This is a genomic window from Halosimplex yunnanense (assembly GCF_054504345.1).
Genome location: NZ_JBTJEL010000034.1, coordinates 107,167 through 121,520, shown reverse-complemented (window position 1 = coordinate 121,520; position 14,354 = coordinate 107,167). Strand labels below are relative to the sequence as shown.

General features: G+C 68.5%; 14 protein-coding genes. 11 read left to right on the top strand and 3 right to left on the bottom strand.

Annotated features, from left to right (window positions below):
• Window positions 1–108 precede the first annotated feature (108 nt).
• On the bottom strand, window positions 109–516 hold the full coding sequence (gene msrB / locus AB2U09_RS11930; protein WP_459192945.1) for a peptide-methionine (R)-S-oxide reductase MsrB: 408 nt from the start codon (window positions 514–516) through the stop codon (window positions 109–111).
• Window positions 517–623: 107 nt separating this feature from the next.
• Here msrB and AB2U09_RS11925 point away from each other — a divergent pair, with 107 nt between their 5' ends.
• Window positions 624–1,178, top strand: a complete 555-nt coding sequence (locus AB2U09_RS11925) for a CBS domain-containing protein (protein WP_459192944.1) — start codon at window positions 624–626, stop codon at window positions 1,176–1,178.
• A 6-nt stretch (window positions 1,179–1,184) separates the two neighbouring features.
• Here the strand turns inward: AB2U09_RS11925 and AB2U09_RS11920 are convergent, their stop codons facing one another.
• Together AB2U09_RS11920 and AB2U09_RS11915 are read right to left on the bottom strand one after the other, a co-directional pair.
• Entirely contained in the window at window positions 1,185–1,835 is a 651-nt protein-coding gene (locus tag AB2U09_RS11920; protein WP_459192943.1) for a DUF502 domain-containing protein, read from the bottom strand.
• Window positions 1,836–1,963: 128 nt separating this feature from the next.
• Window positions 1,964–2,800 (bottom strand): proline dehydrogenase family protein, encoded by an 837-nt coding sequence (locus tag AB2U09_RS11915; protein ID WP_459192942.1) that lies wholly within the window; start codon window positions 2,798–2,800, stop codon window positions 1,964–1,966.
• A gap of 132 nt (window positions 2,801–2,932) precedes the next feature.
• Here AB2U09_RS11915 and AB2U09_RS11910 point away from each other — a divergent pair, with 132 nt between their 5' ends.
• The 10 genes from AB2U09_RS11910 to recJ all read left to right on the top strand — a co-directional run bounded on the left by AB2U09_RS11910 (window position 2,933) and on the right by recJ (window position 13,751).
• The gene (locus AB2U09_RS11910; protein ID WP_459192941.1) at window positions 2,933–3,478 is read left to right on the top strand and encodes a CDP-2,3-bis-(O-geranylgeranyl)-sn-glycerol synthase; all 546 of its coding nucleotides are present in this window, start codon (window positions 2,933–2,935) and stop codon (window positions 3,476–3,478) included.
• 204 nt (window positions 3,479–3,682) lie between these two features.
• Window positions 3,683–5,008, top strand: coding sequence for a hydroxymethylbilane synthase (gene hemC, locus AB2U09_RS11905; RefSeq protein WP_459192940.1), 1,326 nt, complete (start codon window positions 3,683–3,685; stop codon window positions 5,006–5,008).
• On the top strand, window positions 5,005–5,799 hold the full coding sequence (cobA, locus tag AB2U09_RS11900; RefSeq protein ID WP_459192939.1) for a uroporphyrinogen-III C-methyltransferase: 795 nt from the start codon (window positions 5,005–5,007) through the stop codon (window positions 5,797–5,799). The genes hemC and cobA overlap by 4 nt, the downstream gene beginning before the upstream one ends.
• Entirely contained in the window at window positions 5,796–6,569 is a 774-nt protein-coding gene (locus AB2U09_RS11895; protein WP_459192938.1) for a uroporphyrinogen-III synthase, read from the top strand. The genes cobA and AB2U09_RS11895 overlap by 4 nt, the downstream gene beginning before the upstream one ends.
• Before the next feature lie 130 nt (window positions 6,570–6,699).
• Complete coding sequence (locus AB2U09_RS11890; protein ID WP_459192937.1) at window positions 6,700–7,836, top strand: extracellular solute-binding protein; 1,137 nt, start codon at window positions 6,700–6,702, stop codon at window positions 7,834–7,836.
• Between the two features lie 4 nt (window positions 7,837–7,840).
• Entirely contained in the window at window positions 7,841–8,818 is a 978-nt protein-coding gene (locus tag AB2U09_RS11885) for an ABC transporter permease (RefSeq protein WP_459192936.1), read from the top strand.
• Window positions 8,819–8,970: 152 nt separating this feature from the next.
• A complete protein-coding gene (locus AB2U09_RS11880; protein ID WP_459193273.1) occupies window positions 8,971–9,798 on the top strand; it encodes an ABC transporter permease in 828 nt (275 codons plus the stop codon).
• Window positions 9,799–9,803: 5 nt separating this feature from the next.
• Window positions 9,804–10,823, top strand: a complete 1,020-nt coding sequence (locus AB2U09_RS11875) for an ABC transporter ATP-binding protein (protein WP_459192935.1) — start codon at window positions 9,804–9,806, stop codon at window positions 10,821–10,823.
• A complete protein-coding gene (locus tag AB2U09_RS11870; protein WP_459192934.1) occupies window positions 10,820–11,785 on the top strand; it encodes a metallophosphoesterase family protein in 966 nt (321 codons plus the stop codon). Before AB2U09_RS11875 ends, AB2U09_RS11870 begins: the two co-directional genes overlap by 4 nt.
• 538 nt (window positions 11,786–12,323) lie before the next feature.
• Window positions 12,324–13,751 (top strand): RecJ family nuclease, encoded by a 1,428-nt coding sequence (recJ, locus tag AB2U09_RS11865; RefSeq protein ID WP_459192933.1) that lies wholly within the window; start codon window positions 12,324–12,326, stop codon window positions 13,749–13,751.
• Window positions 13,752–14,354 lie beyond the last annotated feature (603 nt).

The following is a 14,354-nucleotide window of genomic DNA, read 5'->3' as shown; positions in this document are numbered from 1 at the left end:
GAGGACACCCGCCACTCCCCGAGTGCCGCGAACAGCAGCGGGCAGGCGACAGCGACGAGTGTTCCGCTCCGCACAACGCGACTACAGTTCGACGGCCACCGGACGGCGTTACTCTTTGGGGTCGAAGTCGAGCGCCGCCGAGTTGATGCAGTACCGCTTGCCCGTCGGTTCGGGGCCGTCGTCGAAGACGTGGCCGAGGTGGCCGCCACACGACGCACAGACGACTTCCGTCCGCCGCATCCCGTGGCTGGTGTCCAGTTGCGTCTCCACGTTGCCCTCCTCGACGACGTCGAAGAAGCTCGGCCAGCCGTGGCCCGAGTCGAACTGCTGGTCGGTCGAGAACAGCTCCGCGCCGCAGCCGGCGCAGGTGAACTCGCCGTCGTCGTCGACGTCGAGGAACTCGCCGCTGAACTTCGGCTCGGTTCCGCGCTCGCGCAGGATCTTGTACTCCTCCTCCGTGAGTCGCTCTCGCCACTCCTCGTCCGACTCCGGTAGGCTCTCCTCTGTCTCTGACATACCAGCCGTTAGCCGCTCCAGCCGTTTATACCGACCGTTCGCGCCCGACGCCGCGGCCCCGATCGACCGGCGGTGGTTTTTTATATTACCCACGGTTATCCCGACGCATGGATTTACCGACGCCGGCGGATCTGCGGGAGCGGCGGAACGAACTGGGGTTGACCCAGAGCGATCTCGCCGACAGGGCGGACGTCTCTCAGCCGCTGATCGCCCGGATCGAGGGCGGCGACGTCGATCCGCGCCTGTCGACGCTGCGGCGGATCGTCAACGCACTGCAGGAAGCGGAGGGCGCCATCCTGCGTGCCGAGGACCTGATGACCTCGTCTATCGTGAGCGTCGAGCCCGACGACTCCGTCCACGAGGCCCAGGAGCTGATGGACGAGCCGGGCTTCTCGCAGGTGCCCGTCATCCGCGACGGGACGCCCCTGGGTCTCATCAGCCACTCGGACATCCGCCAGCGCTCCGACGACGCCGAGACCGAGAACGTCGGCGACTTCCCCGTCGACGAGGTCAAACGCGAGTCGATCGCGACCGTCGAGCCCGAGGCGACCATCGACGAGATCAACGACTACCTCAACCACAACGACGCCGTGCTCGTCGTCGACGACGGCAATACCGTTGGTATCATCACCGAGGCCGACATCGCCGCACACATCAGCTGACTCCCGTCAGTCGTCCATGTCTTCGGACTCGCCGCCCGCTTCGTCCGGCGCCATCGGGATCGACGTCTGCTCGGCCTCACCGAACCCGGCGCTGAGAACGCGCGTCAGCGCCTCCTCGACGCGCTCGTTGGTCTCCTCGTACTGGTCTGGTTCGACTTCGACCACGAATCCGGTGGTGATGTTCGGTGCGGTCGGCAAAAAGAGCACGTCGCGGCCGTCCTCGGTCGATTTCCCGGTCTTGAACGCCGTCATCCGCATCCCCTGCCAGGTCTCGATTTTGACTGGTTCCTGGAGTTCGTCCGCGCCGGAGACGACCGTTTCGACGGCCATCTTCGAGGCGTTGTAGACGACGCGAAGCCCCGGGAGCTGGTTCATCGTGCGGTCGATGGTCCCCTCGATGATGTCGCCGAAGGCCGTCCGCATCAGGTACCCCAGCGAGAACACGACCAGCACGAAGATGACCAGCGTCAGGAGGACCCGCAGCGGGTCCGCGACGTCGACCTCCTGGCCCCCGAGATAGACGGTCTGGTTCGTGACCGGTAGCGGCACGCCCGCGAGTGCGAAGTACAGCCAGAGGATGATGTAGGCCGTCACGAGCAGCGGCACCAGGATGATCAACCCGCTTGCGAAGTCGCGCTTCCAGGATGCCGAGGTCATCTGCGCCTATCTGCCCGCCGGAGCGTACTAAGCGTGTTCCTTCCGGACGGGGAACACGTGCGTCTCGGCCCGTTCGACGGCCAGTGCTCACCCGCTCGCCTGATCCCCACTCACGACCGCTCGGCCGTTCACCCGCTCACGACCGCTCGGAGCGCGAACGTCAGGTTCTCCTTGCGTTCGAGCACGCGCCGGTAGAAGTACGACAGCCACTTCGAACCGTAGGGGGCGTACTGCCAGACCTCGCGATCGTCGGCCAGCTCCGCCTGCGCGTCCTCTCGGACGCCCATCAGCATCTGCACCTCGTAGGGCGTCCCGTGTTCGTCGTGGAGGTCCGCGGCCAGATCGATCATCTCCGGGTCGTGGCTCCCGACGGCCACCCCGTCGTCGAACGCCCGGAACATGAACGCCAGCAGGTCCCGGTACGCCTCGTTCACCCGCGATTTCTCCCGGTAGGCGACCTCCGCAGGCGGGTCGTAGGCGCCCTTGACGAGTCGGACCTTCCCCGGCAGGTCGGCCAGCCGTTCGAGGTCCGCCCGTGTCCGCCGGAGGTTCGCCTGGACGCAGATGCCGACGCTTCCGCCGGTCTCGCGGGCGTGGTGCTCGAAGGCGTCGAGCGTCGCGTCGGTCGTCGTGTGGTCTTCCATGTCGATCCAGACGAATCGGCCGTGTTCGTCGGCGCACTCGACGACGCTGGCGAGGTTCTCCCGGAAGACGTCCTCGCCGACGTCGAGGCCGAGCTGGGAGGGTTTGACCGAGACGCAGGCTCGCAGGTCGGTCCCCGCGAGGTCTTCGATCAGTTGGCAATAGGTCGCGGCGTCCTCGTCGGCCGGTCCGCGCTCGTGGTAGTGTTCGCCCAGTAGATTCAGGATCACCCCGAGCCCGCGCTCGTTCGCCTCGCGTGCGTGTTCGAGCGCCACCGGGGCCGTCTCGCCGGCGACGAACCGGCTCGCGATCGGCGGGATCATGGCCGCAATTTTTGCCGCCAGTGTGAAAGTGGTATCGACAGCGAGCGGTGAACTGCCGGCCACGTCCCGGAGCGGCCGGCAGCCACGTCGGGAAACACCGCGATTAAGAGGCGGGCGGCTGTCGGCGAGGGTATGAACCTGTTCGCGGCCATCGTGACGGCGCTGTGGGCGATGTTGCCCGCGTACGTACCCAACAACGCGGCAGTGCTGGCCGGCGGCGGCCGCCCCATCGACGGCGGCCGCACCTGGGGCGGCCGCCGGATCCTCGGCGACGGCAAGACATGGCGCGGGACCGCCGCCGGAACCCTCGCCGGCGTCGCGCTCGCGCTCGCGCTCAACGCCGGCGCCGACGCCATCTCCGACGCCCTCGGTGTCGCGGCCGTCGAGTTCCCGCTCCCCGCCGCCGTCGGGCTCGCGTTCGGTGCGATGTGCGGCGACATCGGCGCCTCGTTCCTCAAGCGCCGGACCGGCCGCGAGCGCGGCGCCCCCTTCCCCGGCCTCGACCAGCTCGACTTCGTCGTCGGCGCGCTCGCGCTCGCCGCGCTGTTCGATTTCGACTGGGTCGTCTCGACGTTCACGCCAGCGGTGCTCGCGGTCGTCCTCGTGGCGACCCCGCTCCTCCACGTCGTCACCAACGGCATCGCCTACGTCATCGGCGCCAAGGACGAACCCTGGTGAGCCCATCTTTTTCCCGCCCGGGTTTCACCGGGCGCCGAGGACTTTCAACCCTCAGTCGGTCCTTCGGTACTCGCGGCCACACCGACTGAACCTCCGGCTACAACCCGCCACCCGGAATCGACGACCCAGTACCGACGCTCATCCAAGCGTCGCCCGGGGACGGAAGTGGTGTGCTTTTCACGTCGGCGCGACCACTGAGAGACAATGAGTACAACGTTGCGGCTGGGGACGCGCGGATCCGCGCTGGCCATGCGCCAGGCCGCCTTCGTCAAGGACCGGCTGGAGGACCGACGATTCGACGTGGAGCTCGTCGAAGTCGAGACCACCGGCGACCAGATCACCGACGAGGCCATCCACGAACTCGGCAAGACCGGCGCGTTCGTCCGTGCGCTCGACGACGAGGTGCTGGAGGGCGACTGCGACGCCGCCGTCCACTCGATGAAGGACATGCCGACGGAGATGCCCGACGAGATGGTCGTCGCGGGCGTCCCCGAGCGGGCCGCGCCGCGCGACGTGCTCGTCACCCGTGACGGGACGAGTCTCTCCGGGCTCCCCGAGGGCGCCACCGTCGGCACGTCCAGTCTCCGGCGAGGTGCCCAGTTGCTCGCCGAACGCCCGGATCTCGACGTCCAGCCGCTCCGGGGCAACGTCGACACGCGCATCGAGAAACTGCTCGCACCGCCGCTCGTCCGCGAACACGAGCGCCGCGTCGAGGCCGAAGTCGACGAAGAATCGGAGTCGTTCGCCGCGTACGACGAAGCCGACGACGACGGCGAGGACCAGCCCCGGACCACCGACTACGCCAAGTACAACACGCCCGGCGACGCGGACGACGAGTCCGAAGCCGGCGCAGACAGCGACGAAGATAGCGACGACGAGGACGAAGACGAGGACAGCGAGTTCGACCGCACCGTCGAGGAGTGGTTCGAAGACCTCTCGGAACTCGAGCGGCGCGCGCTCGAACGCGACCCGGACGTGGAGTACGACGCCATCGTCCTCGCCGAGGCGGGGCTCGAGCGCGCCGGCCTGCTCCACCACGTCGAGCACCAGCAACTCGGCCCCGACCGATTCGTCCCCGCGCCGGGCCAGGGGACGCTGGCGGTCACCGCCCGCGACGGTGACCTCGCCGACGACATCCGAAGCGCGCTCGACCACGCGCCGACGCGGGTCGAAGCGACCGCCGAGCGCACGGTCCTGGAAGAACTCGGCGGCGGGTGCGTCGCCCCCGTCGGCATCTACGCCGTGCTCCAGGGGTCGGTCGTTCGGACGACCGTCCGCGTCCTCGACCGCGACGGGAACGAGGAAGTCAGCGAGACGCGGGAGCTGCCCGTCGACCGCCACCCGCAGGCCGCCCGGGAGTTCGCCGCGGACCTCGCCGACGACGGCGCCGCCGACCTCATCGAGCAGGCCCGCCGGCGGAGCGGCGAGGACTCCGGCGCGGCCAGTGCCTCGCCGGACACGCCCGACGCCATCGACGGCGAGAATGGCGCGGACGGCCAGAACGATACAGATGGAGGGAATGACGCGTGACCGGGACCGTCTACCTCGTCGGCTCCGGCCCCGGCGACCCGGACCTGCTCACCGTCAAGGCGCGGCGACTGCTGGACGAGGCGGACGTGGTGCTGCACGACAAGCTACCCGGCCCCGAGATCATCGACCTGATCCCGGAAGAGCGACGCGAGGACGTGGGCAAGCGCGCCGGCGGCGAGCGCACGCCGCAGTCGGCTATCAACGAGCGACTGGTCGAACTCGCCCGCGAGGGGAAGTCGGTCGTCCGCCTGAAGGGCGGCGACCCGTTCGTCTTCGGCCGCGGCGGCGAGGAAGCGGCGTATCTCGCCGACCACGAGGTGCCGTTCGAGGTCGTCCCCGGCGTCACGTCGGCCATCGCCGGCCCGGCGGTCGCGGGCATTCCGGCGACTCACCGCGACCACGCCTCCTCGGTGTCGTTCGTCACCGGCCACGAGGACCCGACCAAGGACGAATCGGCCGTCGACTGGGAGGCGCTCGCGGCCACCGGCGGCACCATCGTCGTCCTGATGGGCGTCGGCAAGCTCCCCGACTACACCGCCGCGCTCCGCGAGGCCGGGATGGACCCCGAGACGCCCGTCGCGCTCGTCGAGCGCGCGACGTGGCCGGACCAGCAGGTCGCGACCGGGACCCTCGAGACCATCGTCGACGCTCGCGACGAGGTCGGGATCGAACCGCCCGCGATCACCGTCGTCGGCGAGGTCGCCGGCGAGCGCGAGCGCGTCGTCGAGTTCCTGCGAGGCTACGGCGGCGACGAGCCCGCCCGCTCCGACGGTGAGGTGACCGAGCGATGAGCGCGGCAGACCGACCGCGAATCGCCGTCTTCCGGCCGCCCGACGACCGTCTGACGGCCGCCGTCGACCTGCTCGAATCGCTCGGGGCCGACCCCGTCGCCGACCCGATGCTGACCGTCGATCCGACGGGCGCCGCCCCCCGCACCGACGCCGACTACGTCATCTTCACCAGCAAGACCGGTGTCGAACTCGTCGCCGGCGAGCGCGCGGACGAAGGTGGCCCGACCGAACGGTGGGACGCCGGCGACGCCACCGTCTGCGCCATCGGCGAGTCGACCGCCGACGCGCTCCGCGACCACGGCTACGAAGTCGACCGCGTGCCGGCTGAGTTCTCGTCGGCGGGTCTCGTCGAAGCCCTCGAAGACGAGGTCGACGGCGCCCGCGTCGAAGTCGCCCGCAGCGACCACGGCTCGGCGGTCCTGCTGACCGGCCTGGAAGACGCCGGCGCGTACCTCCACGAAACTGTACTCTACCGGCTGGAACGGCCCGCCGACGCCGGCGAGTCGGCGGAAGTCGCCGCCGCGGGCAACCTGGACGGCGCCGTGTTCACTTCCTCGCTGACGGTCCGGCACTTCCTCGCCGCGGCCGACGAGCGAGGCATCCGCGAGGAGGCGCTGGACGGACTGGCCGACGCCGTCGTCGGCGTCATCGGCGATCCGACCGCCGAGACCGCCGCCGACGCCGGCGTCGCCGTCGACGTGGTCCCCGAGGTCGCCGAGTTCGAGGCGCTGGCCGAGGCGGTCGTCGAGGCCGCCGCCGACCGCACCTGACCCGCCCGCTATATATCGCCAATAGCCGTCGGGAGCGACTCCTATCGGACAGTCGCGAACGTACCGCTCGATACCTCAACGAGTCCGAAATATAAGCCGTGTTAACCGTCGTCGTCGCGCGTTCACCCGTATGACCACGTCACGACGGCGATTCCTGACCGGAGCGAGTGCAGTCGCGGCCGGCGGACTGGCGGGCTGTGCCGGCGTCCTCGGTGGCGGAGACGGCGAGTCCACCGACGCCGGCGAGCAGTACGAGGTCGGTCACGGCGACTACCGGACGACCCTGAACGCCTCGTCGTTCCCGGAGACGCTCTACGTCTACTGCGTGCAGTCGAACTGGTCGAACTGGCCGGCGTTGATGGAGGCCTTCGAGGAGGAGTACGGCGTCGCGCTCAACGACGACGACCGCTCGTCGGGCGAAGCGCTCAAGCACATGAAAGAGCGCGCACAGAGCCCCGACCACTCGGCGTACAACGGCGGCTACACCTACGGGATTACCGCCAAGAACGACGGCTTCCTCACCGACTACAAGCCCAAAAACTGGGACAAGGTCCCCGAGAAGCTCAAGACCGACGACGGGGAGATGACCGCGACCCGGCGGATGACCACCGCGGTCACCTACCGCAAGGACGTCTACGAAGAGCGCGGCCTCGATGCGCCGGAGACGTGGGAGGACCTGCTCCACCCCGACATCACGAAAGACCTGGCGCTCCAGACGCCGACGGCGGCCGTCGGCCTCGCCTCCGCGCTCTCGATCAACAACGCCCGCGGCGGGTCGCTCGACGACCTCCAGCCGGTGATCGACTACTACGAGCAGATCCAGGAGGGCGGCGCCGAGTTCACCGACAACTTCATCGCGCAGTTCACCAAGGGCGAGTACGCCACGTTCGTCCGCTACGACTACTCCGGGCTGAACCTCAAGTACAACAACGAGGACATCAGCGAGGAGAAAGTCGACGTGGCGCTCCTGAAGGGCGAGAACGGCAACGCGGGGGCGTTCAACCAGCCGTACGGCTTCGGCATGATCGACGGCGCCCCGAATCCCGAGGCATGCAAGCTGTTCATGGACTACGTCCTCTCGAAGGAGGGCCAGCGGAAGTTCCTCGACGCCTACGTCCGGCCGATCCGCGCGCCCGAACTGGAGATGCCCGACGAGTTCCCCGACCAGTCGGTCTACGACGAGGCGGAGTTCCAGGTCGACTACGGGACGATGGTCGAGAAGCAGAGCGACATCATCGACGAGATCGAGCGCGCTGCGGGCCTGTAGGCCGATGGCGGCCGACGAAGCGACCGACGGGATCCGTGGCCGGCTGGGACCGGCCCTCGACACGGCGGGGACCGTCGCCCGCGACGGCGTCCGGCGGCTCCCCGACCCCGCCGAGCGGGCCGTCCTGCCACGGACCGAGCGTGACCGCGAGCGCCGGCGCATCGTCGCGCTGTGTGCGCCCTTCCTCGTGCTCGCGACGGTTGCGGGGCTCTACCCGCTGACCGAGATGTTCCGGATCAGCGTCTCCGAAGCGAAGTACGTCACCGAGGGGTTCTCGCTGTCGGCCTACCGCCGACTCCTCGCCGACCCCCACCTGCGGGCTTCGGCGGTCAACACGCTGTGGTTCTCGCTCGCGACGACCGTCGTCAGCCTCGCCGTCGCGACCGCGACGGCCCACGCCCTGGAGAAGTACGACCTGCCGTTCCGGGGCGCCTTGGTGACGCTGCTGTCGTTCCCGATCAGCCTCCCGGGCATCGTCGCGGCGTTCATGATCATCGTCCTCTTCGGCAACAGCGGGCTGGTCACGAACCTGTTCGCGTGGTTCTCCGGCCGGAGCAACCTCGATCTGGCCATCGCGACCAGCGTGAGCGGGCTGTTCGTCGCGTACTGCTACTCGATGATCCCGCGGGCGCTGCTCCTGTTGCAGGGGAGCTACGCGGAGGTGAACGAGCGCACAGAAGAGGCCGCCCGCTCGCTGGGCGCCTCGCCCGCGCGCACCTTCTATCACGTCACGCTCCCGCAGATCAAGCCGGGACTCATCGGCGCGTTCATCCTCACCCTCCGGACGGCGCTGGCCATCTTCGGTACCGTCCTGATCCTCCAGGCGCTGCGGGTCTGGACCTACGAGATCGACTACGCCCTCTCGACGGGCAGCGGTTTCGACATCCAGCTCGCGGCGGCGATGGCCGCCGTCTGGTTCGCGTTCGTCCTCGCGTTCACGGCGCTCGGCCTGCGCTACACCAGCGCGGAGGTGGGAATGTGAGCGACCCCGACGAGGGGCAATCTGCCGACGAGGGGCAATCTGCCGACGAGGATCAGTCCGCCGACACCCCGCGGACTGACGGCGGTGTGACCGAGCACGCGGAAGTCAACTCGTGGCACCGCTCGCCGTCGGCCGTCCTCGGGCGCCCGCTCGTGACGGCCGTGTTCGTGCTGACGTTCGCGTTCCTGATCTTCCCGGTCGTCGCGACGTTCGTCGCGTCGTTCGCCCGCGAGTGGACCGGCGTGCTCCCCTCCGGGTTCGTGACGTTCACCCACTGGCAGCAGGTGCTCGGCCTCGGCGACGAGGCGCTCTACTCGCTGGAACTCGGGGCCGTCCTGCGCACGCTGCCGCAGGACCCGCTGGGCGCGCCGGGCCAGAGCCCGCTGTTCCGGAGCATGTGGCTGGCGCTAGGCGGCGTTCTCATCAACCTCGTCGTCGGCGTGCCCATCGCCTACGCCGTCGCCCGCTACGAGTTCCCCGGGCGGGACCTCCTCAACGCGGTCGCCGTCCTGCCGCTGGCGCCGGGGGTCGTCCTCGGCGTCGCCTTCCTCCGGGCGTACCCCCAGCTCTCGTCGACGGACTTCGGGCTCATCGTCGGCTACTCGCTGCTGAAGGCGCCGTTCATGGTGATGGCCGTCCAGTCGAGCTTCGAGTCGATGCCGCTGCGCCAGCTCGAAGAGAGCGCCCGGTCGCTGGGTGCGTCGTGGCCGCGGACGTTCCTGACGGTGATCGTCCCGAACGCGAAACGGGGGATCATCTCGGGGGCGATCATCTGCTGGGCGCTGGCCGCCGCGGAGTTCAACTTCTCCTACGTGGTCGATCCCCGCGGGGCGCAGCCGCTGGCCCTGTTCCTCAAGGCGAACATCTCGAACAGCTCCTTCCTGACGACCGCCGCTGCGGTCTCCGTGTTCTTCCTGCTCATCGCGGGGGTCACCGCGGCGCTCCAGCTGCTGGGCGATCGGGCGTTCACGACGAACTGACATCCATGGCAGAGATCACACTCGACAACGTGACCAAGCGGTTCGGCGAAGCGACCGCCGTCGACGACCTGTCGCTCACGGTCGGTGACGGCGAGATACTGGGGGTCGTCGGCCCCTCCGGCTGCGGCAAGACGACGACCCTGCGGACCATCGCCGGCTTCGAGACGCCCACCGAGGGGCGCGTGCTGTTCGACGGCAAAGACGTGACTCGCGTCCCCCCCGAACAGCGGTCGGTCGGCCTCGTCTTCCAGTCGTACGCCCTCTTCGAGAACATGACCGTCGCCGAGAACGTGCAGTTCGGCCCGAAGATGCGCGGCGTCTCGAAGGCCGAGCGCCGCGAGCGCGCCGCCGAGCTGCTCGAGATGCTCGACATCGGCGAACTGGCCGACCGCGACCCGACGACGCTGTCGGGCGGCCAGCAACAGCGGGTCGGCCTCGCGCGGGCGCTCGCCATCGAACCGACCATCCTCCTGCTCGACGAGCCGATGACCGGCCTCGACGCCCAGCTGAAGACCCGACTCCAGCGCGAACTGGTCGAACTCCTCGACGACCTCGAGGTGACGGCGCTGTACGTCACCCACGACCAGACCGAGGCGATGGCGGTCTGCGACCGCATCGCCGTCATGAACGACGGCCGCGTCGAACAGGTCGGGACGCCTGACGAGGTGTATGAGACGCCCGAGAACGCCTTCGTCGCCGACTTCGTCGGCACGTCGAACCGGCTGCAGGCGGTCGCCCGCGACGGCAGACTCGACTTTGGGCACGCGACGACGCGCTCCCCGAACGGCAACGAGGGGGAGGTGACGGTCGTCGCCCGCCCAGAGGCGTTCGAACTCGGCGACGGGCCGTTCGAGGCGACCGTCCGCGAGCGGTTCTACCTCGGCGAGCACGTCCGCTGCGTGGCCGACTTGCCGAACGAGGAGTCGGTCACGCTCCGCGTCGACCCGAACGAGGCCCCCGCGACCGGCGAGCGAGTCTCGCTCGGCCTCGATACCGACCGCGTTCACGTCCTCGCCGAACCATGACGGGGACCTCCGTCGCCCCCGGGCCCGTCTTCGCCCGGCTCGACCGCCCGCGCAGCGAGAATCCGACGACGCTCGCGGTCGTCGCGGACCCGCACGTCGCGCTGACCGCCCGCGGGACCTGGAAGGTGTATCACCGGACGCTCGACCGACTGCGGACCGCCGTCGCCGTCGCGAACGAGCACGCCGACGCCGCACTGATCGCCGGCGATCTGACCCGCGACGGGCACTCGGCGGAGTTCGACGCCGTCGACGACGTACTCGACGCGCTGGAGGTGCCTGGCTACGCGATCCCTGGCAATCACGACGTTCCCAAGGCGTTCGACGACCACGCGACGCCGCCGATCGAACGGTTCGCCGAGCGGTACAACCCGCTCCCGTTCGAGCGGCGAGTCGGCGACCTGACGCTGCTCGGCGTCGATACCGCGACGGGCGGGCGAGCGGGAGCGGTCGGCGACGCCGAGGCCGCCGCCGACGGGCAGGCAGAGCGCGGCGACCTGCGAGACACCTGGGGCGGCCGCGTCGGCCCGGTACAGCGGGCGTGGCTCGCCGAGCGACTGGCCGCGGCCGACCAGCCGATCGTCGCGTTCCACCACCCCGCGGCCCGGCTCCCGGACTGCCCCGACCGGGACCGCTGGCAGAACTTCTCGCTGCAGGACGGCGAGGCCGTGGCAGACCTGCTCCGTGACCGCGACGTGCCGCTCGCGCTGTCGGCCCATCACCACGTTCCAGCGCTCTGCACGCACGGCGACACCGTCGAAGCGCTGGCTCCGGCGGCCTGTTCGTTCCCGCAGGCCTCGCTCCACGTCGAAGTCGGCCCTGACGGGACCACGCTCCGGCTAGTCCCGCTGGCCGACGCGTCCGGCGCCGCCGAAGCCCACGGGCTTGCACGGAACGGCTCGGTGCTGGGCCAGGCTGTCCTCGAACTGGTCGAACGGCGACTTTCGTCCCGTCTCGACGGATAAGACGTCGATATCGACTCCCTCTATTCTCGGCAGTTGGAGTTCGGTTTCTGTGATCCGCTGGTGGACATCGATGCGGACAGCTAGATACGAGAGCTCGATAGCGTGCAGAAAACCGCCAGTAAGACGGCTGCGGCGCACGCATTGCGGTACTACCGCTCCGTTCTGAGATCACTCGTTATTGATTCCCACACCCTGCTGAGATCGGAAGTCGACCACCGCACTGTCTCGTACTATCGCAGAAAACCGCTCTTCCAGACCAGAATACGGAGAGACAGAGAGATTTAGCTCCGCCCGTGTGAAGCTAGTGATCCTCCTGATAAATCAGAGAACGCGATATAGAATATCCTGTTCGAGCAGACCGACGCCCAGAGATGAGATTCAGATCGCGGGCTGATCCTCCGAAAGGCGACCGAACGACCGATCATCGAGCAACTGTAGCGTGAGGCCGTCAAGAGATAGAACCGGACGTTCGGTCGCGGCCTCCGGGACGCGGGCTGACCCGGAGGCTTAAATCACAAGCCCGGATTAGAAACGCTCGATGAGTACGACCGGGCCGGTCCCCGACCTCGCCGGGCGCGCGGGCGCCTGCGCCGACAGACTGCTTTCCGCCGACGACGTGTTGCTCGCCTCGCACATCGACGCCGACGGGCTGACGAGCGCCGCCGTCGCGTCGACCGCGCTGGAGCGGGCGGGCCTGGACTTCGAGACCGTCTTCAAGAAACAGCTCGACGAGACCGAGATCGCCTCAATCGCGGCCCGCGAGTACGATACCGTGCTGTTCACCGACTTCGGCAGCGGTCAGCTCGACGCCATCGCGGCTCACGAACGGGCGGGCGACTTCGTGCCGGTCATCGCCGACCACCACCAGCCCGCCGACGCCGAGACGGAGTACCACCTCAACCCGCTGCTGGAGGGGATCAACGGGGCGTCGGAACTCTCCGGCGCCGGCGCGGCGTACGTCCTCGCGCGTGCGCTGGCCGAGCGCAGCGGCCAGTCCGCGGACAACCGCGACCTGGCCGGGCTGGCTGTCGTCGGCGCCGTCGGGGACATGCAGGCTGTCGGCGGCGAACTCGTCGGCGCGAATCGCGGTATCGTCGAGGAGGGCGTCGAGGCCGGCGTCCTCGCCGAGGGGACCGACCTCACGCTGTACGGCAAGCAGACCCGCCCGCTCCCGAAGCTCTTCGAGTACGCGACGGACATCCAGATCCCGGGGGTCTCCGGCGACGAAGCGGGGGCGATCCGGTTTCTCGAAGGCCTCGACGTCGACCTGAAGGAGGCCGGCGACTGGCGGACGTGGGTCGATCTGACCGACGACGAGCGCCAGACGGTCGCGAGCGCGCTCGTCAAACACGCCGTCCAGCGGGGGGTTCCGGCATCGAAGATCAACACGCTCGTCGGGACGACCTACGAACTCGTCGACGAACCCCACGGCACGGAACTCCGGGACGCCAGCGAGTTCTCGACCCTGCTCAACGCCACGGCGCGATACGAACGCGCCGACGTGGGGCTGGGGGTGTGTCTCGGCGACCGCGGCGGCGCGCTCGACCGCGCCCAGACCCTGCTCTCGAACCATCGGCGCAACCTCTCGGAAGGGCTTGAGTACGTCCGCCAGCAGGGAGTCACCCACGAAGACAACCTCCAGTGGTTCGACGCCGGGGAGGCGATCCGCGAGACCATCGTCGGCATCGTCGCGGGAATGGCGCTGGGCACCGACGGCGTCTCTGCGGACAAGCCGATCATCGCCTTCGCCCGGAAGAACGACGAGGAGACGAAAGTCTCCGCCCGCGGGACCGGGGTGCTCGTCCGCGACGGCCTCGATCTGTCCGTCGTGATGGGCGAGGCCTCCCGGTCGGTCGGCGGCGACGGCGGCGGCCACGACATCGCCGCCGGCGCGACGGTTCCCGCGGGCGAGGAACAGGCGTTCGTCGACGCCGCCGACGGGATCGTCGCCGACCAGATCGGCTGAGAACCCGTCTGGTCCACCCGCCTCGACGAACTTCGCTGACCTGCCGTCTCGTATCGACAGTACCGTTCGACTCCGACCGACCGCGGACAGTACGAAGTCCAGATTATTGACGTGTTCTGTCAAGTATGCGTACACGTATTTCAGATTACGTCGATCTGGAAACGAGGGCGTCCCGGCCACTTGCCGATAATGCCCGATCAAAGTCCCTCACGTCGCTCTCCGCATTCGAGTCATAGAGAAAGGGACTCGATCGGTGATCAGAAACCGCATTCGGCGTGTAATGAGGGAGATGATACCGGATGGACCGTCGAATCCCACTTTTCGCGGGTTTCGTTGATCGGTGGAATTACTCCAGTACCACTTACTGAGCTCTGTCGTTTCATCGTCACACTCGGACAGGGAGACGCCAGATTCTATCACGCATCGGCCTTGTTCTCCCATTCGCCGACAGCAGCTCAATTAGCTCGGGGAACGGAAGCCGATCTTCGGCGGCAAACGACGATTACAGCGATACTCCCGTAATATGCGTGAGAAAGGGGCCTCTACAAGCCAATCTGTCCTGGTAACAACGTAGTACTCCCTGATCGTCGAAATCTGACGTGG